Genomic DNA, 20,034 nt, shown 5'->3' on the forward strand with positions numbered 1-20,034 from the left:
GGTTCGAAATGCAGAGTGATTCCATAGACGATATTTCGCCGCTTGAGGGCATTCCCTTTCCATGATTTCAAGGAGGTAATCGAAGATGACTTGGACAGTATGGCTGACAGACGGTTGGCCTTCGTTTCGTATGCGTTTACGACATCGGCGGACGGCATCGCAACGGTGGACACCGGAATCGACGGTGATGTGTGGGATATCAACGGACCGCACTTGTGCAAAGCTGTCGCGTGTGAGGAAGCGACGGGCGTCACGGCGGTTCATGCCGTTACGGGCGAGCTCGGTGTGCGGGTCAGCGTTGCAGCGTCTGTCGTATGGGATGGGGAACCGCGGGACGGTAAGACAATCATTGCGTCGGATCGTATGGCAGAACGGCTGTTCGATGTGGCTTGCAAGGCTGGAGAGACGTACAGATTTGTGAAATGTGTAGCCGTCTGCCACGATACGCACAATCAGGCTGATCCGGGTCCGGCGGCTGTAGCGCTGTGCATGCAGGCGTCGGCGGAGGGTTGGAAGACACAATTGCGCACACACCGGGAAGTGTGGAACCGGCTCTGGGAATCGGCCGACGTCGAGATCGAGGGGGACGACGAAGCGCAGCTGGCACTTCGCTATAGCATCTATCAACTGCTGATCATCGCGCCGTACGATTCAGACCTCTTGTCAATTCCCGCCCGTGGATTATCGGGACAAACCTACAAGGGCGCGGTGTTCTGGGACACGGAAATGTTCATGCTGCCGTTCTACCTGCACGTGCTGCCGGAAGTCGCGCGCCGTGTTATGAAATACCGAGTCATGACGCTGGAAGGCGCACGCCGGAAAGCTGCTGAATACGGCTATCAAGGCGCGTTTTACGCCTGGGAGAGCCAGGATACGGGCGACGACGCGTGCACGTTGTTCAACGTAACGGACGTCTTCACGAACCGGCCGATGCGGACATATTTCAGAGACAAGCAGATCCATATCAGCGCAGACGTAGCGTTCGGTATATGGCAGTATTACGCATTCACCGGCGACACGAATTTCCTGCTTGAAGGCGGAGCAGAGGCGATGCTTGAATGCGCGCGTTACTACGCATCATATGCGCTGTACCGGGAGGGGCGTGACCGCTACGAGTTGTTGGACGTCACGGGGCCAGACGAGTACCATGAGCGGGTGCATAACAATGCTTTTACGAACGCGATGGCTAAGCGGACAATTGAGCTCTCGCTTAAGGCTTTACGGGAGATCGGCCGCGTTGATGCGGAAGCCCGGCAGACGTTGATCGATAAGCTAGGGCTTGCCGAAGAGCTTTCACGGTTGGAACAAGTAGCGGAGAAGCTGTATGTTCCGTATCCTGATCCGGGTACGGCCCTCATTGAACAGTTCGACGGCTATTATAACTTGGAGGACGTACCGCTGGGGGAACTGAAATCACGTATGTTGAACAAGCACGAGTACCTCGGTGGCGGCAACGGGTTGGCGACGACAACGCAGATTCTGAAGCAAGCGGACGTCGTACTCCTCTTACATCAGTTCGGGGACCAGTATGCTGAAGACATTAAGCAGGCGAATTGGGCATATTACGAGCCGCGGACAGAGCATGGATCGAGCTTGAGTCCATGTGTGTATGCGCTCGTTGCGGCGTCCATCGGAAACCAGGAGTGGGCGTACCCTTATTTCATGCGGACGGCTACGATCGACTTGACTGGTGAGTCCAAACAGTATGTTGGCACGCTTTATATCGGCGGCACGCACCCCGCGGCGAACGGTGGTGCGTGGATGGCGGCCGTGCAAGGCTTTGGGGGTTTGCGCGCGGCTGACGGCATCATGCGGATCCAGCCGGCTTTGCCTGCTCGCTGGAGCGTGTTGCGTTACTCACTGCGCCTGTCCGGGGATTCGTACCGAATCGAGGTAAATCATTCCACGGTACGCGTGAAGGCCGGGGAAGGCAACCGATCCACAGCAAAGTTCCGCGTGGACGGCACCGATTTTTCGTGCGCGCCGGGTGGAGAGCTGAATGTGGCGTATGCATAAGACTACGGGAACATGCGCCCGAACGTGCGCATCCGGGGCTTTGTTTCAGCCTTAGTAGATATGACTACAAAATGCGTGGTTTCAGATATTCCGTGACATCGCGGTGTGCGCTATTCTGGGTATGGAGAGCTGTAAACGATAGAAAGGGAGGAAACTTACAGTGGCGAAAGTGGCAGATAAGTATTTGCAAGTCGACCCTTGGGCCGTCGTCGAGGAAAAGTTCGATGCGGCACGCAACCGGGTATCGGAGTCGATTTTCTCGCTCGGCAACGAATATATGGGGGTACGCGGCTATCCGGAAGAAGGATATAGCGGGGATAGCTTGCTGGGCAGTTACTTCAACGGATTGTATGAGGAAATGAAAGTGAACGCCCACTACAAAGGGACGATCAGCAAGCTGCGGTTTATGGTCAACGCCGTTGACTGGCTGTACACGCGAATCAGCGCCGATGGCGAAATGCTCGACCTCGCGCAAAGTCAGATCTCGAATTTCACCCGGCGCCTCGATTTCAAGACGGGCGAATATGAGCGTCGTTTTGACTGGCATCTGTCCGGCGGCGGGACGATTAGCATCCGTTTCCGGCGGCTCGTCAGTATGACCAACTCGCATCTGGGGATTCAGCGGATTGAGTTCCAATCCAATGATTACGACGGAGAAATCAGCGTACGCACGGGGCTTGATTTCTCCCCGGTCCACGAAGACCAAGGCCGCAACCTCTGGCAGGTCATGCATCGGGGACGGCAGGGTGATTGGATGGGCATGGTCGGACAAACGGTCACCACAGGTAACAGATTGTTTACCACGTTCGTGATACGGTCGGACGAAACGTTACATACGATTCCCTTCGAGGAAGAGAAGCTGGCAGGCGTCGATTTCGCATTGAGACTCGGGGCCGGCGGTTCAGCAGGTTTCACGAAACTGGTCATCAACTACGCGGACAAGGGCAACAAAGTGGATGAGGTTGAGACGCTGTGGGATACCGGGTATAAAGTCGCATCGCTTTATGAGGGTACAACCTACGATGACATCCTTACAGAGCAAACCGCATATTGGACCCGCATATGGGAGCAATCCGATATTGAGATTCAGGGCGATCCAGAGAACCAGCAGGGGATCCGGTACTGTATATTTCAACTATACCAAACTTACCGGGGGGACAATCCAGGCTTTAACATTGGTGCCAAAGGCTTGACAGGGGAAGCTTATCGCGGACTGGCATTCTGGGATACGGAGACGTACTGTCTGCCCTTCTACCTGTTCAACAATCCAAAGGCTGCCCGAAGCCTGCTCGAGTTCCGCTATAAATCACTGTCACACGCACTGGAACGCGCCCGCGAAGTCGACTGCCAAGGGGCGTTCTATCCGATCGCGACAATTGACGGCACCGAAAGCTGTGATCTGTGGCAGCATGCCAATCTTCAACTTCAGGTGGGTACGGCGGTCGGCTACGCCATTTGGCACTATGACAAGCTTGTCGGCGATAAGCCGTTCCTTTACGGCGAAGGCATAGAAATGTTGCTGCAGCTGAGCCGCTTCTACGAGAGCCGGGGGCAGTGGGGGCCGAGAACAGGCAAGTTTGGCTACTATGGCGTCATGGGACCGGACGAGTTCCAGCTGATGGTCAACAACAACTGTTACTTGAACATTATGGCGAAGAAGCTGTTCGAATATACGCTTGCAGTCTTGGAGGAGATGGAAAGGGAAGCACCGATGAAGCTGCACACGTTAACGGAACGGCTGGGCGTGACGGAAGACGAATACCGGACGTGGGCGCACTTGGCGGAGAATATGTACATTCCTTATGACACGGCTTCTCAGGTATTCGAGCAGCACGACGGTTTTTTCGACATGCCGAACATCGACGTGGACACCATCCCGGTCGAGGATTTTCCGCTGTACCATAACTGGTCGTACGACCGCATCTATCGCTACGACATGGTGAAACAGCCTGACGTGCTCATGTTCATGTTTCTCTATACTACCGAATATACACATGCGCAGAAGCAAGCCAACTACGATTACTACGAGCCGCGCTGTATTCATGAATCCTCTCTGTCGCCGTCAATCCATTCGATCTTTGCATCCGAGCTTGGACGGCACGATGAGGCATACCGATTCTTCGAGTTCGCCACGCGGCTGGACTTGGACAACTACAACCGGAACACTCGGGAAGGGCTTCATACGACGTCTATTGCTGCTGCTTGGATGAATATCGTGTACGGCTTCGGCGGCATGCGCTCCGATGGGGAGCAGTTGCAGTTTGAACCGTCGATCCCGGTGCGTTGGGACGGCTACAGCTTCCAAATTACTTACCGAGGAACAGTCGTCCACGTGCGGGTGACCCGGGAAGAAGTAACAGTTCGCTCATTAAGCGGGGAACCGGTCGAACTGCTTCTGTACGGACGCGCTTGCCGGATTGACGCGGATGGCGTCGTGGCGCCGATTCCGGCGGACCGGGTAGGTTAAAAGGAGAGGAGGGAACCCCATGAAAATTCAATCTTTGCTGGAGGCAGGATTCAAAGGAGCTATTTTTGACCTGGATGGCGTCATCGTCGACACGGCCAAGTATCACTATCTGGCGTGGCGCTGGCTCGCCCGGCAACATGGCTTTGACTTTACCGAAGAGGACAACGAGCGGCTGAAAGGAGTCAGCCGCGACCGTTCGCTGGAGATCTTGCTGGAGATCGGAAAGGTGACTGTGAGCGAAGCGGAGAAGAAGGCAATGGCCGACTTGAAGAACGCCAAATACGTGGAGTATATCACTGGGATGGATGAATCAGAGCTGCTGCCGGGTGCAAGGGAATACATCTTGTGCCTGCGCGATGCCGGTGTCAAGATCGCACTGGGTTCCGCCAGTAAGAACGCAGCGTTTATCCTCGAAAAGCTGAGTGTAACGTCGTTGTTTGACGCAGTCATTGATGGAACGAAGACTATCAAGGCGAAGCCGGACCCGGAAGTATTTCTGCTTGCATGCCGCGAGCTTAGACTCTTGCCTGAAGATTGCGTCGTGTTCGAGGACGCTGTAGCCGGTGTACAAGCCGCGCGAGCAGCAGGCATACGCGTGGTAGGGATCGGAAACGCCTCCCAGTTGACAGAGGCCAACGCAGTCGTTGGTGGTCTTGACGAACTGCTTGGATGAGGTATTGAAGACAGGAGAGGAATGACGAGATACCCATTGCCAACACGCTTATCCAAACCGGCAGCTATGATAACGGATAACGGCTACAGTGTCAATCTTGGCGCACTCTGGGTATTCGCCAGTGATAAAGACTTGAACGGCGACATCCAGATTCGGATAACGTGGCGTTGGACAACACGTATGCGGGCTTAATTGTGGGCGGCAATTTCGCTGTCGGAGGCGTGAAGCTTCAGAACATCGTACTTGACGGCATGGGAACCAACGGTATCGATGTGACCGCGGAAGGTGTATTCCAACCGCTTTCCAAGGCGTCCCGCGCGGATGCGACTTCGGTCCTGAAGCGCTTGCTCGTATACGTCGAACTCCTTAACTCATAAAGAAGTACATCTAGGAAGAAGCGGAACCTGCCTTTGTGCCGGAACCGCTTCTTCGTCCGTTATGAGCCCCTGTTGACCTTTAACATTTTGCGTTCCCATTAGTGGAAGTAGGTGACATGTAGCAGCCGTAAACGGTGTGTAAACTCAAGGGAAGATTAACACCCTCTATTTGGAGGGAATGTGTTTTTCATTCGAAAAGCTCATTCGGTTGAAATTGAATAGTTTCTCTAAAAGTAATACAACACTAAAGCTTATTAAATATATAACTAGATTTGAGTATCTAACGAAATAAAAAACCACTTACGCTCGGAAATTCCAAGTTTAAGTGGTTAATCGTGCTTTTATATCTTATAACAACCTTAAGTTGTCGGGTTCAATGCCCCTTGATACTCATTCATTAAATTGTCGATAATCTGCTGTACGGACAAAATCTCTTTAATCTCATGAACTCTGGACCCAGCAAAAACCAAACCGTTCTTAACATCTCCTCTAAGGGAAGTAAGCAGGGATTCCATTGTACAGAAGCGATGTGAACAAACCTTTAGACAATCATAGCATTTGACTATCTTTAATTTGGCATCGTCACTGATCCGGTCCGTAAATTCATTCCGAATCGCTCTACCTTCTAGGCCCACTGTAGACTTGATGAGGACAGTATCTCCTTGCTGAGCATCTACATACTTTTGCTTGAAGGCTAAGGGAGCATCACACTCATGGCTAGCCACAAAACGGGTACCCATTTGAACACCAGATGCACCAATCCGAAGGGCTTTTGCGATATCATCCCCTGTCAGAATCCCACCCGCAGCAATAACCGGAATCGAAACGGCCTCTAAGACTTCAGGAAGGATATCAAACATGGATCTGTCTGTACCTAAATGGCCCCCGGCTTCGAACCCTTCCACAACGACTGCGGAGGCACCAAGTCTTTCGGAAATTCTGGCTAATTTGGCGGATGAAACAATAGTTACCACAGGAGTACCATATTCTTTACCCCAAGCATAAATATCTCTAGAAATTCCGGCTCCGGAAATAATAAAGTCAACCTTTTCTTCCAAAGCAACCTTCATTTTTTCGGCAAAGTCCTTCACTGCGAATAGTACATTCACACCGATATAGCCAATCCCTTTAGAGAGTTCTCTTGTTTTGCGAATATGCATTCTCAGTTCTTCAGTAGTGATCCCTGTACCAGATATGGTGCCGATCCCGCCTGCATTGGCTACAGCAGCGGCTAGTCCACTTAAGGATATGCCTACGCCCATTCCACCTTGAATAACAGGAACTCTGGATTTAATATGTCCGAATTGGATTGTTGGAAGTTTCAATTACGCACCTCTTTCACAAGTTGTAGACATTATAAAAACGCCTCTGGAGTAATTTAGCTATAACGTAACACAGTTAAGTCTTTTCCGATGTGACTGTGAGCATGCTCAAACTATGTTAAATATCATGTCTTTCAACTGTTTTCTTTTATGAAATTGTTCCTTTACATCTGTAGTAGGAATCAGTAACATGGATATAAACTCCAATTACGAAGATGCATATAGGATCTGCTTAAGCAGGTCCTTTTTAGTTTTTTATATTTGAAGGGGTGTTTAACTATGAATCAGATATTAATTTATCCTATTGAATAAAATGCACTTTTATAATTAACTATTGGGGAATTTAATATAATAGCCAACTATAGGCCGAATAGTTCAAGAACTGGAGTCTGGAAAGTACAATCTAAAAGGGGCAATATTCTGTATTTCTTAAAGACGTATACTATATAGTTTATAAAATGCTTTGAACAAAATATATTTTATCACTTATTAGGAAACGCAGCCTCTGCTTGAGAGGTTGAAAAACGACGGCAGCAATGGATATTTTTGACCATTGCTGCCTATTTTCCATTATCTTACAATTATTTATTTTCGTATACTCTGATATATAACAGTATTTTCAAATTCAAAAAAATGAAAATTCTAAAAAGGATATAACTATATAAAATTGAATTTAATTATACACGCCTTTTTTCAGCAAAAAGTGAGGATGTGAATAATTTGTACAAACCAATTCATGAAATAAAAAATGAGATGGGCATGAATAGGTTTATAGTATTTAGTAAACGACTTAAACGCGAGATACGATTATATAATGATCTTCAGTATGATCATCGGGTGCTAGTAGAAACAAATCTTGACATTAAAAATTATTGTGAGCGACCTCATAAGATATTGATCTTAGCTGCCGGCGAAGTAATTGAGACTATATTCGATATGTGGGTTAACTATGGTGATAAAGAAGAGTTTGTAAGTTCTTGTCCAAAGTCCAGGACAAGAACTTACATCGTTACCCGATTAAGGGCATACATTGTGTACCGTGGTCCTCCACTGACGACGCTGTCCATTTTGATAGCGCCAGATGTAAAGCTAAACGGACTATATGTGATTCGATTCGATTGCTGCAACGATTAATTCGGCAATTAGTTTCGGATGAGTAATTGGAGCCAGATGGCCGGCATTAATTTCAAAGGAATGCCACCCCTGTTTGGCTGCCTCGGAAGCCGTTTGATGAAACATAGAAAATTCCTTGCAACAAATGTAGGAACGGGACATTTGTGCTTGTTTTTCTAAAGAGAAGTTGAGTTTCTCTATATGCGTTGCAAGAGGCATTTTGGTTAGGAAGGGAGTAATGGCTGCAGAAATTTCGGTATCGTTTAATCCAAATGTCTCTACAGGCGGCGGCTCAACCAAGGAGGGGTTCGATGACAAGAAATTCCGCATGAGAGAGTACACATCCGGATAATGATCTACAACAGACTCGCCGGGTTCGGTTACAAAGCCGTCTAAGATAACGATATCACAACGTACTCGACCGAACAAACGATCTGCGGCTCCTGCAGCAACCATAGCTCCATAACTGTGACCGACCAGCACAACATTCGTAATGTTTTCGAATAAGATGAGATTTACAATATCCTCGATATGGACGGATAAATTAATGTCTCCAGTCAGCAGATGATTACGTTCGCCAAGTCCTGTTAAAGTCGGAGAAAGAGCACGATACCCTTGAGCGCTTAATTGTTTGGTGACCTTTCTCCAACTCCATCCTCCTAACCAAGAACCATGAATGAGTACAATCGATGGATTCTTTAAAATCTCTGTATCGTTAAACACGGTACGTTCGCCCTCCCACTTTTGTTCACCATTAGTGTATTCATACACTATATGTGAATGTTTTTAACATCATTATATAGTCATTTATCATTTTTGCAACTATTTTCAGCGCCGATGTCAACTTAATTCACAAAACCGAAAAGGGTGGACATACCGCAAGTTTCCTAGATAAACGTCTCTGTCCCTTCCTTGCGAAGAGATATCAAATCCATTACTATTTAGACAACACCAACAAATGAATGGTCAGAACACTACTTTTAGTGAGGGTGAATACATGAAAGAGTTAGAAGCTCCAACTCGATTAAGTTCCTCGTCTCAGGGGATCCAATCTCTAGAGATCGCTTTTTCCATACTGAATTGTTTTAAAGAGGCGAGCGCTCCTCTGTCCGTATCGGAATTGTCCAAAAGAATGGAAATGCCGAAGAATAAAATTCATAAATACTTGGTTAGTTTTACAAGAGTTGGCGCTCTTATTCAGAATAAAAAAGACTCGTCTTACGCTATGGGGCCAGCGCTAATCGAGTTAGGATTGGTCGCGCTCCAACAATTCGATGTTGCCAAGATCGCCAAACCTCATATCCGCGAATTTAGCAAACAGATCAATCACTCCGTAGCGCTTGCGATTTGGAGCGAGGGAGGGCCGATAATTGCTGAATACGAACGAAGCGATAAACCGATACAGGTCGAAATCCAAGCTGGATATCGCTTTCCATTGTTGATGACGGCCCTTGGCAAGTGTTTTGCTGCTTTTCTTCCGTCCTCGCAGGTTCAGTCATTAATACAACGGGAGATCGACAACTATCAACTTGACGAGCTGCTGGTGAAGCAGGAATTACAGACGATTCGAGAGGAACGAGTTTCCTTTCGCAATACGCTGTTTGCCGGAATACCTGGGAGCATGTCGGTAGCAAGTCCGATTTTTGACTATACGGGAAACATGGTTGCCGCACTTTGTCTCATCGGATTTACAGGCGACATCGATACTAGTACATCCTCAATAGATGTACTCAAGCTCAAGGAGAAAGCTAATCAAATAACTAATCAACTGACATAGGGGCAAAAGACACTGCGGTCAAATCGACCGCAGTGTCTTTTTTTGTAACTTTTCCTTGCATGTGAAACAAAGTTAAATTATACTGGGCTCAAATCACTATTAGTGTATGATGTACACTAATAGTGAACGTTTTAAAACAAATGAATAAGGAGTTGTTCAAACATGAATCAAACCTTCAAAGCTGCTGCCGTTCAAGCTGCCGCCGTCTATTTGGATCTGGATGCTACGATTGACAAAACATGCAGGCTCGTGGATGAGGCAGCAGCTAACGGAGCTAAGGTCATTGCTTTTCCGGAAGCGTTCGTGCCGGGATACCCTTGGTGGATATGGCTTGGCAATGCAGACTATGGAATGAAGCACTACATTAGGTTGTACGAAAACTCTGTTGAAATCCCGAGCAAATCTATTCGGAAATTATCCGAAGCCGCCAAACGCAACAAAGTTTATTTCTGTGTTTCAGTTACCGAAAAAGACTGCGGATCCTTATATCTGACGCAACTATGGTTTAATCCTAATGGCGACTTGATCGGCAAACACCGTAAATTAAAAGCAACGAATGCGGAGAAGATGATCTGGGGCGACGGTGATGGAAGCATGATGCCCGTGTTCGAGACGGAGTACGGCAATCTCGGCGGGTTGCAATGTTGGGAACACCTCATCCCTCTGAACATCTCGGCAATGGCTTCCATGAATGAACAGGTGCATGTCGCCTCCTGGCCAACGGGTTTGCCGTATGACGGCCATTTGTTCAGCATCGAGGTATGCGAAATCGCAACGAAGTACTACGCGATATCCAATCAAACCTTCTGTCTGTTGGCTTCCCAGATTTGGACAGAAGAAATGAGAGATATGCTCGGAGAAACCGAGTACCAAAGAAATTATATGAAGATTGGATATGGCTTCGCGAAGATCATCGCGCCGAACGGTCATGTTATCAGCAATACGCTAGAGCATGACGAGGAAGGTATTGTGTATGCGGACATCGACCTCAAACAAATCATTCCCGGCAAATTCCTGATCGATCATGCGGGGCATTACTCCACTCCCGGCTTCTTAAGCTTAACTTTCAATAAAAATGTTCATGAGCCCGTAAAAGTGATCGGCGAATCGAAGCCAAACGTTATCGGTTACGAAGCTATTCAAAATAGCTAACAACAATTGTCGGAGAGGACTAATTAATACCATGAATAACAGTCTCGAACGGAAAATTACCGAACTCTCTTGGAGAGACCCTTCTTTTGCAGAATTGATTGAAACGAACCCGCACCAAGCGCTTGCGCAAATAGGGGTAGAAGTGCCCGAAGGTGATAAGCTTGATATTCGGCGGCAAAGGAGAGATACCCTTTACTACGTTATTCCGCCTTATTCAGAGGAGCCGGACAAGCCCGATATCGTCATTAATCAAATGGATCTGTGGCAGAGCGCCGAGTTGTTTGTCTGGATCATGCCTCAGAAGCTGAAAGTGCAACTCTTGGCGATGCGACAAAGCTACAGGAGGAATGCCCCTAATGGATCAACATGATATTTTCACCGGTCATTACCGATTGCTTCAACGAAATCAAGCTGCCCGCCAACGTTTAATTATGGATCCAAAAGCAGGGTTGAATGAGTATTTTGGATCAGGCACGGTACCTGAAGGGGAGTTTCAAGTTGAAATCATCCCCCAAGAACCGGATACCATTACGATCCTCCTTCCATCGCCCATAGAGGAAGATACTAGCGATGAGGCATTGAATGCTGCTTGTCGTCGTATCTATGACATCTTGTTTACAGACGGAGTGGGGGGGTATCTGATCCCCGATGATTCCTTAACCTGGGTTCTTCGAGACATGCGCTCTAACGTGCTCGATCGATCTCAGGGTGAATGAATGATAAACAAGAATGTTATGGATCGGACCCAGGACCGGATAAAATCGGTCTATTAGGCACATCCGAAAATGGAGACATTCACTCGTTCTATCTTCTACAAAGGAATTTTGTTTTGTGAAAAATCAAATTGGAGGATTTCATATGAAGAAAATAAATCCCGATACTCTAACGAGTACAGTAACGAGTTTGATTTCACAAATCGTCGTTGCTCCCGTTTCAACTTTAGCCTTTATTTCCGGGCAAGTCGCGTTAAATGAAAAGGGGGAGCTTATGGGAGAAGGGAACTACGGGGTGCAGGCAAAACAAGTGTTTTTTAACTTAAAGCTCGCATTGGAAGCTATTGCAACTGGGCCAGAGAATATTGTTCAAATGAAAATTCATGTCGTTAACCATAGGCCCGAGTTGGTTGATTCGATCTTTAAAGCCGGCTTTGAAGTATTCGGCGACCAGTGGCCGCTTACTGCAAGTACCTTTATAGGCGTTCAGGCGCTTGGCTTTGAGGAATGGTTAGTTGAAGTCGATGCTATCGTATCCATTTCTAACTAAAGGGGGAGCAAATAAGAATGAATTATGACGTTATTGTAATCGGTGGAGGACCGGTCGGAATGATGTTAGCTGGGGAACTCGCATTGGCTGATGTTAAGGTGTGCGTATTGGAAAAGTTAGAAGCCACTACCCCTTACTCGCGAGCGCTTAGCATCCATCCCCGTACATTAGAGATTTTGGACTTACGGGGATTGAAATCGGAATTGTTGAAGATTGGCAAACCGCTCCCTACAGGTCATTTTGCAGGTTTAGAAACTCGGTTGGACTTTACAGTCATCGACTCTTCCTCTAATTATTCCTTGTTTATCGCCCAGTCGGAAACGGAAAAGGTACTGGAACAGAGAGCGAAGGAACTTGGCGCCGAAATTCGCCGCGGAATGGAAGTATTATCGGTGACTAAGAGCTCTGATTCTGTCGAGGTTATTGCTTCCGGAGCTATCGGACAAATTACATTAACGGCAGCTTATGCGATTGGCGCCGATGGAGCAGGTAGTCTTGTACGTAAGCAGGCCAACATTGCGTTCAATGGCACGGATGCAACACTTACTGCGGTTCAAGGAGATGTCGTATTTAAAAATCCACCGAAAACGAGCGTCGTTTCCAGCTTTAATGAAAAAGGAATGATTATGATTGTCCCCGTCTCGAAGGAGTTGCACCGTGTCGTCTTTATCGATCCGAAAAGAAAATTAATACCGAAGGACCAGCCAGTCACTTTGGAAGAACTGCGCTCGGGAATGATCCGTATGTTAGGGGATGACTACGGGATTTCTGATCCCTACTGGATGACTCGTTTCGGCAATGCAACCCGTCAAGCCGAGCGCTATAGGGAAGGAAGACTGTTCCTTGCGGGGGACGCTGCTCATATTCATTTCCCAGCCGGCGGACAAGGAATGAATGTGGGCTTGCAAGAAGCCATGAATCTTGGATGGAAACTAGCAGCCGAAGTGAGAGGGTGGGCTCCCGAGGGGTTGCTGGACAGTTACCATTCAGAACGGTTCCCTGTTAATACGGCATTACTTCGGAATACAAGAGTACAAACCCTATTGTTCGGCACCGATTTTTCGCCTACAACGATTCACCTCCGCAGAATGATTTCGGATTTGTTGCAAAGCCCGGATGCAAACTATCGCTTAGCCAGTCAAATTGCGGCCGTGGATGTTCAATACAACGTACAAGAAAATGTATCGTCACATCTTCTAAATGGCAGCCGACTTGCAGAGATTAAATTGCTTTCACAGAATGGCGATGTCTTCAGCAGTTATGAGCTATTCCGTGAAGGTAAATATATATTATTGAATCTAGCTTCGGATAAAATTACAGAAGTCATCGTTAGTAATCTGCAGCACCAACATTTCAAATTCGCAAGTGTAACTTTGGCTGAACAAGCCAAAGGCTGGGAAGATGTGCACACTGCATTGATTCGACCGGACGGATATATTGCATGGGCAATCTCTGCAACCGAAGCGGATTTAATTAACCGAATTGAGCAAGGAATTAAGCAAATCAGCAGAGGTTAAACCTTTCTTTGCCTATATTGTTTTTGGAAAAACAATATTCTACCAATCGTGACTGCAGTATAGACCATCAGAATGAATCCGTTTTTTGTGTGTTGGTTGCGCTAACAGATAACGTTAGTTTAAAAACACCGGCAGTCTGTACATTAATTTTCAGTCCACACGGCTGCCGGTGTTTTTCCTGATCAAGAAAAAGATGTAATGTTGGAACTTTTGTGTCATTAGAATTGTACCGATACAAGTTGCTGAAATAATTGTAATTACGCAGCGATATTGGGGAGCGGTAATCGGCCCAAGTTCTTGTCGTCCGCAATAATAATTTTTGTGTCGTTATTTAATGGGGCATTAAAAAGACTTGTTAAAGTAAAATAGTCTGAAATTATAAATACTACTAAGCATTTATGCCTAAAGATCGTAAAGTAGGGACTTCGTGTCAAAAAGGTATGCATTTTTGTGTCAATTTACATAAAGTGTCGGAGGACAAGAATGTGTTCCGCATAGAACCCCCATAAATTGCGGGATTTTTTTTACGGAACAGATTGTTGTCAAAAGCTAATGACAAGAATTTGTTCCGATTGCCGAATTAGGCCAAGAATGTGTACCGTACACCGATTATTAAAGTAATGACCGAACCAAGGTTGCTCAAAAAGGGAAATGGAAAGAAAACAAACAAATTACCACTTATGCCATTAATATCCATATAAGTAAGTTGAATTAAGTGAATTCTCGCCGCAATAAAAATGAGGAACTTTTGAAGATCGGGGCTGTCGAATTTTATTATGTGGCCTGGAAGGAGATTTGAGGGTTCCGGGCTCTCTTCGCATCGGACATTAACAAATGGCTGAAAGAAGTCAGTTATCTGGAGTCGCTGGAACATCTACTTCATTGGACAGCCCGCAGTCGTCACTTATAGCTGTTTCCAATTTAGAGTCATTAACATAATAATTTATGAAAAAGGCAACCAGTTAGGGTTGCCTTTAATTTTACAATGGTCCCTTTGAATGTAACAAAAAAAATTCTAGACTGATAATGTTAGTTTCTTCAATTTATTCGAATTCACCGACCAGCCCTTCTTAAGAACGAAGCATTTTATTAACGTGTGGTTGTTGCAACCAATCTTTCAGCGTGGTCAGTTGGAGATCAGGGACAATCACGCGATCCTTAATGTCATAATAGTTCAGGGAATCGATATTGGTTCCAATCCAACGGTAGAAGCCCGCAACACCAGATGCTTGTTTTTCTCCCATCAGCGGCGTGAGAGATGCTTCGAAGTCATCGTAGTTCAGAGACTGGAATGTGACATCTTGTCCCAGCGCTTGTGTAAAGCGATCCCCCAGTTCTGCACCAGTCAGTGCTTCCGGCCCTGGAGCCAGTATCGTTTGACCTGCCAGCTCAGGATGACTTAATGCATAATAATGATATAGCGCCGCGTCATCGGAGTTGATCCAAGGAATAGATTTATCCGCTGGCACAGGGTAGAACAGCATCCCATTGTTGATAAGCCCTGGAATCAAGAAGTTCTCCATGTAAAGTGTTGGTTTTACCAAGATGGTCGGAATGCCGCTTTGTTGTACATATTCGATCATTTCGCGCTTTACATCCAATGTTTTGGTATCGGTAGGCTGTTCTGGCAAGAAGCCATTCGAATTTACGACGATCAATTTCACGTTTGCTTGCTTTGCGGCTTCAACAGCATGGGTGATGTGTAGTTTGATCAACGCTGTGTCATATTCAATTGGCATATTCAAGAAAATTTTATCAACACCAGTGTTAACTTCTTTCAAGGTCTCTAATATAGACAAGTCGCCAACATAAGCATCGATGCCTTGTTCTTTCAGAACTGCTGCGTTTTTCTCCTGACGTGTAATTGAACGAACAGTTACCCCTTTAGAAGCTAACAATCTTGCTACTGCTCCACCTTGTACCCCTGATGCTCCATAAACCAAAATGGATTCCATATATCCAACAACTCCTTAAAGTATATTTCATTGGTTCAGTATCGAACTAAATGTTATATTTATAATAAACAACCAACAAACTTTATGTAAGTACGCACATTAAGGATATCTGGTATCTCTCGTGATACTATTGGAGGAAAACTTATGGAGACAAAACCATTGGGAAATTGTAGCCCATGTCCAGTCGAATTTACAGCCAATATCATTGGCGGAAAATGGAAAATTTTGATTTTATATCATCTTATTAATAATGACATGATCCGGTTTAATCAACTACAGAAAAAGCTTTCTTCAGTAACACATCGTACATTGACGCGTCAGTTGCGTGAATTGGAAGAGGATGGTGTGGTCAATCGAGTTACTTTTGCTGAAGTGCCACCCCGTGTAGAATACTCGTTGACGGATAAAGGGAAAAGTCTCACCCCCATGTTATTACAAATGCGAGATTGGGGACTTCAACATATGTGACGGCAATAAAAAAACATTAAAAACCAGTCGCGTTTGGCAGTAAAATTGTTGTACTTCTCCAGCATTCTAGAGCTGAACTTTGGAGAAATTGCGACTTCCCGAAAAGTGTCGATGGTGATTAAAATCATGAGGACTTAGTAGATTTTCGTTCGATCAGTTCAAATTCCAATACATGAACTTCCGATACATGCTGACCCAGCATATCCAGAATGATATAAACGGCGTTTTCTGCCTGTTTGTTTGCAGGATAGTGGATAGTTGTCAGATCAAGAAGATGAGCCAGATCGGTGTTGTCGAATCCCAATATGCCGATGTCATCCGGAGCGGAGAAACCCGCACGCCGAAGTTCGGTAAGGAGTCCAGCTGCCACATTGTCGTTTGAACAAGCGATGGCATCTGGTCTGTTCGTCTGTTTCATCCACCATCTCGCAATCTCTTCTCCATCAAAAATGGTAAGTTTATCGTGAAAATCCGGAATTTCATCAGCTTTCAACTGATACTTGAACGCAAAATCGTTAAAGGCTCTAATCCGTTCAGGTGTGTCTAATCCCTTTGAAGAAAATACGTTCGCGATCCTGCGATATCCTTTGGTATAGAGGTACTCAAGCCCCAGCATATAACCCTGATATTGGTCCATGAAGACGGAGGGAATCATATCGCTTACAAGCCGCTGCCAAGTTACAATAGGACCGTATTTGGCATAGGATTCGATGACGTCCCATTCGTTGGTTCGAAAGAGACAAACTAAGGCATCCAACTGCTTGCTGCGCAGCATTTCAAGCGCAACGAGTAGCAGAAGGCCTGGCCGACTCGTACAAATGGCTTGGATTACCCATCATCCGTATACCCAAGCTTTGCTGAAAGCTTGTTCCCGAATCCTTCGCAAGCAGAGTGTGGGTCTACAAGAAACGAAAATTTGGGGGTATCAGATTGTGGAACCTTTACTGGTCGCTGAAAATCTGGTCAAAACATACCGACATGGCAAGGGTGTTGTTCATGCAGTCCGACATGTCTCCTTCACCATACAGAAGGGAGAATACCTGGGCCTCGTTGGCGAGAGCGGAAGTGACAAAAGCTCACTTGCTCGTCTGCTGCTGGTGCTGGAAAAGCCGGATCATGGCGATATACGGATGCAAGGGACTTCACTTGTACAGGCAAAAAAGAGCTTGCTCAGAAGTATGAGGCAGCACATTCAGGTTGTATTTCAGGACAGTAATGCCTCACTGAATATCGATTGCCTGTCTGGCGTTCTGTGCTGGAACCGTTGGACAATTTCCCGGAAGTTAAACCCGTCTTTCTTGTAGATATAAGGCATGCCAGACGTGAAACCGCAGCAGGGCTGCTGGATATGGTGGATCTCGGCCCGGAACATCTGGATCGTTACCCCAATGAACTGAGTGGGGGACAACGTCAGCGGATTGCGATTGCAAGAGGCATTAGTCTTCAGCCACGGCTGCTCATCTGTGATGAACCCACTTCCAGCTTAGACGTAACAGTACAAGCCCATATTCTCCAACTGTTAAAACAACTGCAGACCGATCTGGAGATGTCATTTTTGTTCATTTCCCATGATATTGCTTCGTTCATCAGATGAGCAATCGAATAACCGTCATGAAGGATGGAGTCATCGTAGATCAGTTTGCTAGTGAGTTAATCAGTGACCCTGAACGACATGAATATACACAGTGCCTGTTGTCAGCTGCATATGTTCTGGAGCAATAGTTGTGTTTATATATGCTGTGATGAAAGAGGTTCTCATGAAAAACGGTGTTTGGTTAGCTCTGTTCTCATCATTGGTATTCAGCGTGATGAACGTTCTTGTAAAAGCGGTTAGTGGGACGATCCCACCAGCCGAGATTGCATTCTTCCGGGGGCTGACCGGAACCATTCTGATCCTTGTGTTGATGCGTTCAAGACAGATTTCTTTTTCCAGAAAAGGAATTCCCATGCTGGCATTAAGAGGCGTGCTGGGCGGATTGTATATGCTGGCCTATTTCTTCACCTTATCCAAGATTCCATTGACAGATGCGAGTATACTCGGACAGATGTCTCCTGTATTTGTAATTGTGCTGTCCGTTATTTTCCTAAAAGAAGGCTTTCCCGCAGAACCCTAAGAATACTTCCCTTTATTTTTCTGGGTGCAATATTCCTCATTAAGCCTCATGAGTATACAAGCTATTCAGTCTATGCATTGGTAGGAATCCCCGCTGCTGTCTTTTCGGCAGCAGCGGGGATTCCCATTCGATATTTAAGTAAAGCGCATCCGTCCTATGAAATTGTATTTTATTTTGTGGCAACATCTGCACTGGTGTCGATGCCTTTTATGTGGCAACAATTTGTCATTCCTGATCTCATGCAATTGGTGTACCTACTAGCCATTGGTGTAGTTTCGCTACTCGGACAAGTGCTTCTGACCCGGGCATTTACGCATGAGAGTGCCATCGTAGTTCAGGTTGTCAGTTATTTAGATCTTGTACTGAATGGATTATTTGGTTTCATGTTTTGGCGGGAGATTCCAGATATGCTGACACTGATCGGTGGCATCATCATTGTTGTGGGGTGTATCGCTTTATCCAGACAGAGTGGCTCAACCAAAACTCAATAGACTCTTGCCCATGCCATTTCAAGTGAAGGTGTCTGTTCCAATGCCTTCCCTGAAAGGACGAAGTTCATATAGAAGTCTTAAGAATCCACCCTGGTTACACCCAAAGTCAAGAACGCTGCTTCCCTCCAGATTCTCTTCCGGTATGAAGCTCAGTACTCTCTTCCAGTGTGGAACATGATCATCCTCCATACCCTGATCCCCTTCTCCAGGGTGATGCCACCACACGTCATATAGCATGTCTTCGTGCAAAATCAGATTTGGCACGCAAATCTATTGAGATTGCGAACCAGCGCAAGGGAGAACTGCCGCTCGGATTTTATGCTACCGGGCAGCCTGAACAGTTCAAACATCGGTTTGGATGCATTTAGCCTGGCCGTTTTGTATTTGATTCCGAATCTGGATGAACATGCGCTAAAGATCAAATCCAGCCTCAAACCTGGTGGTGTCTATTATGCAACCTTTGCAGATTACACGAGCAATCCCAGTTTGCCGGCAATACGAGAGCGCATTAATGGCAACACGGTTATTCCTATGCAGAATCATACACTTGATACTATATCCCAAACTTTTATGCAGGCGGGATTTCAGGTGAGTATTCGTCGCATGCTGCCAATAGGTTTTGTCGATTTGTCTCATGGGAAGAAGTGGTATAACCAGGTAGCAGACCAATTGCTATTTGCGTATAACAATCCTATTTATTCCGTTTTATGGCTCCAAAGGCTGGAGGAGACAGAACCCAAAAACGGCTTGAGTGAACAGAACGTATTATCGGGGCAGATTCATTGTAACTTACCAGCCCGATATGAAAATCAGGCAGATGTACGACTTATTAGACAAACATTATACGTGACATCTGTTGAGGACAAGAACATAGTTCCATTCAAAGTCGCTAAATAAGCGGCTTTTTGTTTTGTCGGTACAAGAACTTGTATCGATTGCTGAACGAAATGGTGTAAACAAAAAAAGGGGGAGCGTAACCCCTCTATTTAATATGATCGGCTATATTACCGAAAATGTAGTAACGGGCAAAACAGAAGTTTTTGTAACAGGAGGGCCTAAAACTTATATGTCGTTTCTTCATCCAAAAAATGTATATGAAATTTACCCTTAATAATTCAGTTAATATCTAATTTATTATACACATCTAGAATATACTTTCAAAAATCATTTAAAATGACCGAAACACTTGATTTAATGTATGTAAAAAGAGGCTAAAACTGATAGACTATATATTAAAAGAAAAGATGATAACAAAGTGAAAGTAGCTAATATTAGGAACGCGATAGCAGTTGACACTTTCTTAAATCGTCATTTTATTGTACTGAAAGA

General features: G+C 46.0%; 21 protein-coding genes. 17 read left to right on the forward strand and 4 right to left on the reverse strand.

Going from position 1 to position 20,034, the window contains the following annotated elements:
- Positions 1 to 99 precede the first annotated feature (99 nt).
- From IEY53_RS24990 to IEY53_RS25010, 5 genes are all read left to right on the forward strand, one after another.
- Positions 100 to 2,016, forward strand: coding sequence for a glycosyl hydrolase family 65 domain-containing protein (locus IEY53_RS24990; protein ID WP_189029851.1), 1,917 nt, complete (start codon positions 100 to 102; stop codon positions 2,014 to 2,016).
- A gap of 160 nt (positions 2,017 to 2,176) precedes the next feature.
- Positions 2,177 to 4,483, forward strand: coding sequence for a glycoside hydrolase family 65 protein (locus IEY53_RS24995; RefSeq protein WP_189029853.1), 2,307 nt, complete (start codon positions 2,177 to 2,179; stop codon positions 4,481 to 4,483).
- A gap of 19 nt (positions 4,484 to 4,502) precedes the next feature.
- Positions 4,503 to 5,156: a beta-phosphoglucomutase gene (gene pgmB, locus IEY53_RS25000; protein ID WP_189029855.1), complete on the forward strand. Its 654-nt coding sequence runs from the start codon at positions 4,503 to 4,505 to the stop codon at positions 5,154 to 5,156.
- 21 nt (positions 5,157 to 5,177) lie between these two features.
- Positions 5,178 to 5,348, forward strand: coding sequence for a hypothetical protein (locus IEY53_RS25005; RefSeq protein WP_189029857.1), 171 nt, complete (start codon positions 5,178 to 5,180; stop codon positions 5,346 to 5,348).
- Positions 5,324 to 5,533 carry a hypothetical protein gene (locus tag IEY53_RS25010; protein WP_189029858.1) on the forward strand — a complete coding sequence of 70 codons (210 nt, stop codon included), beginning with the start codon at positions 5,324 to 5,326 and terminating at the stop codon, positions 5,531 to 5,533. The genes IEY53_RS25005 and IEY53_RS25010 overlap by 25 nt, the downstream gene beginning before the upstream one ends.
- 359 nt (positions 5,534 to 5,892) lie before the next feature.
- Here IEY53_RS25010 and IEY53_RS25015 read toward each other — a convergent pair whose 3' ends face one another.
- Together IEY53_RS25015 and IEY53_RS25020 are read right to left on the reverse strand one after the other, a co-directional pair.
- Positions 5,893 to 6,858 carry an NAD(P)H-dependent flavin oxidoreductase gene (locus IEY53_RS25015; RefSeq protein ID WP_134910585.1) on the reverse strand — a complete coding sequence of 322 codons (966 nt, stop codon included), beginning with the start codon at positions 6,856 to 6,858 and terminating at the stop codon, positions 5,893 to 5,895.
- Positions 6,859 to 7,953: 1,095 nt separating this feature from the next.
- A complete protein-coding gene (locus tag IEY53_RS25020; protein WP_189029859.1) occupies positions 7,954 to 8,691 on the reverse strand; it encodes an alpha/beta fold hydrolase in 738 nt (245 codons plus the stop codon).
- A 274-nt stretch (positions 8,692 to 8,965) separates the two neighbouring features.
- On the opposite strand from IEY53_RS25020, the gene IEY53_RS25025 reads away from it, so the two are divergent.
- The 6 genes from IEY53_RS25025 (at position 8,966) to IEY53_RS25050 (ending at position 13,677) form a co-directional block, all read left to right on the forward strand.
- Positions 8,966 to 9,745: an IclR family transcriptional regulator gene (locus IEY53_RS25025; RefSeq protein WP_189029860.1), complete on the forward strand. Its 780-nt coding sequence runs from the start codon at positions 8,966 to 8,968 to the stop codon at positions 9,743 to 9,745.
- 162 nt (positions 9,746 to 9,907) lie between these two features.
- Complete coding sequence (locus tag IEY53_RS25030; RefSeq protein WP_189029861.1) at positions 9,908 to 10,897, forward strand: carbon-nitrogen hydrolase family protein; 990 nt, start codon at positions 9,908 to 9,910, stop codon at positions 10,895 to 10,897.
- A 31-nt stretch (positions 10,898 to 10,928) separates the two neighbouring features.
- Positions 10,929 to 11,267 carry a nitrile hydratase gene (locus IEY53_RS25035; RefSeq protein ID WP_189029862.1) on the forward strand — a complete coding sequence of 113 codons (339 nt, stop codon included), beginning with the start codon at positions 10,929 to 10,931 and terminating at the stop codon, positions 11,265 to 11,267.
- Complete coding sequence (locus tag IEY53_RS25040; RefSeq protein WP_229696342.1) at positions 11,254 to 11,613, forward strand: hypothetical protein; 360 nt, start codon at positions 11,254 to 11,256, stop codon at positions 11,611 to 11,613. Before IEY53_RS25035 ends, IEY53_RS25040 begins: the two co-directional genes overlap by 14 nt.
- A 142-nt stretch (positions 11,614 to 11,755) precedes the next feature.
- Positions 11,756 to 12,160, forward strand: coding sequence for a RidA family protein (locus tag IEY53_RS25045; protein ID WP_189029864.1), 405 nt, complete (start codon positions 11,756 to 11,758; stop codon positions 12,158 to 12,160).
- A gap of 17 nt (positions 12,161 to 12,177) precedes the next feature.
- Positions 12,178 to 13,677 (forward strand): monooxygenase, encoded by a 1,500-nt coding sequence (locus IEY53_RS25050; RefSeq protein WP_189029866.1) that lies wholly within the window; start codon positions 12,178 to 12,180, stop codon positions 13,675 to 13,677.
- 1,070 nt (positions 13,678 to 14,747) lie between these two features.
- Here IEY53_RS25050 and IEY53_RS25055 read toward each other — a convergent pair.
- Positions 14,748 to 15,632 (reverse strand): SDR family oxidoreductase, encoded by an 885-nt coding sequence (locus tag IEY53_RS25055; RefSeq protein ID WP_189029868.1) that lies wholly within the window; start codon positions 15,630 to 15,632, stop codon positions 14,748 to 14,750.
- A 144-nt stretch (positions 15,633 to 15,776) separates the two neighbouring features.
- Here IEY53_RS25055 and IEY53_RS25060 point away from each other — a divergent pair, with 144 nt between their 5' ends.
- A complete protein-coding gene (locus IEY53_RS25060) occupies positions 15,777 to 16,100 on the forward strand; it encodes a winged helix-turn-helix transcriptional regulator (protein WP_189029870.1) in 324 nt (107 codons plus the stop codon).
- A gap of 124 nt (positions 16,101 to 16,224) precedes the next feature.
- Here the strand turns inward: IEY53_RS25060 and IEY53_RS25065 are convergent, their stop codons facing one another.
- Positions 16,225 to 16,875: a substrate-binding domain-containing protein gene (locus tag IEY53_RS25065; protein ID WP_189029872.1), complete on the reverse strand. Its 651-nt coding sequence runs from the start codon at positions 16,873 to 16,875 to the stop codon at positions 16,225 to 16,227.
- Between the two features lie 43 nt (positions 16,876 to 16,918).
- Here IEY53_RS25065 and IEY53_RS25070 point away from each other — a divergent pair, with 43 nt between their 5' ends.
- From IEY53_RS25070 to IEY53_RS25085, 5 genes are all read left to right on the forward strand, one after another.
- The gene (locus IEY53_RS25070) at positions 16,919 to 17,404 is read left to right on the forward strand and encodes an ATP-binding cassette domain-containing protein (RefSeq protein ID WP_189029874.1); all 486 of its coding nucleotides are present in this window, start codon (positions 16,919 to 16,921) and stop codon (positions 17,402 to 17,404) included.
- Positions 17,353 to 17,694 carry an ATP-binding cassette domain-containing protein gene (locus IEY53_RS35940; RefSeq protein ID WP_308424256.1) on the forward strand — a complete coding sequence of 114 codons (342 nt, stop codon included), beginning with the start codon at positions 17,353 to 17,355 and terminating at the stop codon, positions 17,692 to 17,694. Before IEY53_RS25070 ends, IEY53_RS35940 begins: the two co-directional genes overlap by 52 nt.
- 163 nt (positions 17,695 to 17,857) lie before the next feature.
- Positions 17,858 to 18,214, forward strand: a complete 357-nt coding sequence (locus tag IEY53_RS35325; protein ID WP_229696343.1) for a DMT family transporter — start codon at positions 17,858 to 17,860, stop codon at positions 18,212 to 18,214.
- A gap of 77 nt (positions 18,215 to 18,291) precedes the next feature.
- Positions 18,292 to 18,705: an EamA family transporter gene (locus tag IEY53_RS35330; RefSeq protein WP_229696344.1), complete on the forward strand. Its 414-nt coding sequence runs from the start codon at positions 18,292 to 18,294 to the stop codon at positions 18,703 to 18,705.
- A gap of 243 nt (positions 18,706 to 18,948) precedes the next feature.
- Positions 18,949 to 19,602 carry a hypothetical protein gene (locus IEY53_RS25085; protein ID WP_189029876.1) on the forward strand — a complete coding sequence of 218 codons (654 nt, stop codon included), beginning with the start codon at positions 18,949 to 18,951 and terminating at the stop codon, positions 19,600 to 19,602.
- Positions 19,603 to 20,034 lie beyond the last annotated feature (432 nt).

Source organism: Paenibacillus albidus, assembly GCF_014644435.1.
GTDB classification, from domain to species: Bacteria; Bacillota; Bacilli; order Paenibacillales; family Paenibacillaceae; genus Paenibacillus_AQ; species Paenibacillus_AQ albidus.

Excerpts from the sequence above, each read along its gene's own strand:
- IEY53_RS24990 (WP_189029851.1), top strand. The coding sequence starts at position 100 with ATGGCTGACAGACGGTTGGCCTTCGTTTCGTATGCGTTTACGACATCG.
- pgmB (WP_189029855.1), top strand. The coding sequence starts at position 4,503 with ATGAAAATTCAATCTTTGCTGGAGGCAGGATTCAAAGGAGCTATTTTT.
- IEY53_RS25005 (WP_189029857.1), top strand. The coding sequence starts at position 5,178 with ATGACGAGATACCCATTGCCAACACGCTTATCCAAACCGGCAGCTATG.
- IEY53_RS25025 (WP_189029860.1), top strand. The coding sequence starts at position 8,966 with ATGAAAGAGTTAGAAGCTCCAACTCGATTAAGTTCCTCGTCTCAGGGG.
- IEY53_RS25030 (WP_189029861.1), top strand. The coding sequence starts at position 9,908 with ATGAATCAAACCTTCAAAGCTGCTGCCGTTCAAGCTGCCGCCGTCTAT.
- IEY53_RS25035 (WP_189029862.1), top strand. The coding sequence starts at position 10,929 with ATGAATAACAGTCTCGAACGGAAAATTACCGAACTCTCTTGGAGAGAC.
- IEY53_RS25040 (WP_229696342.1), top strand. The coding sequence starts at position 11,254 with ATGGATCAACATGATATTTTCACCGGTCATTACCGATTGCTTCAACGA.
- IEY53_RS25045 (WP_189029864.1), top strand. The coding sequence starts at position 11,756 with ATGAAGAAAATAAATCCCGATACTCTAACGAGTACAGTAACGAGTTTG.
- IEY53_RS25050 (WP_189029866.1), top strand. The coding sequence starts at position 12,178 with ATGAATTATGACGTTATTGTAATCGGTGGAGGACCGGTCGGAATGATG.
- IEY53_RS25055 (WP_189029868.1), bottom strand. The coding sequence starts at position 15,632 with ATGGAATCCATTTTGGTTTATGGAGCATCAGGGGTACAAGGTGGAGCA.
- IEY53_RS25060 (WP_189029870.1), top strand. The coding sequence starts at position 15,777 with ATGGAGACAAAACCATTGGGAAATTGTAGCCCATGTCCAGTCGAATTT.
- IEY53_RS25065 (WP_189029872.1), bottom strand. The coding sequence starts at position 16,875 with ATGCTGCGCAGCAAGCAGTTGGATGCCTTAGTTTGTCTCTTTCGAACC.
- IEY53_RS25070 (WP_189029874.1), top strand. The coding sequence starts at position 16,919 with ATGGCTTGGATTACCCATCATCCGTATACCCAAGCTTTGCTGAAAGCT.
- IEY53_RS35325 (WP_229696343.1), top strand. The coding sequence starts at position 17,858 with ATGAAAAACGGTGTTTGGTTAGCTCTGTTCTCATCATTGGTATTCAGC.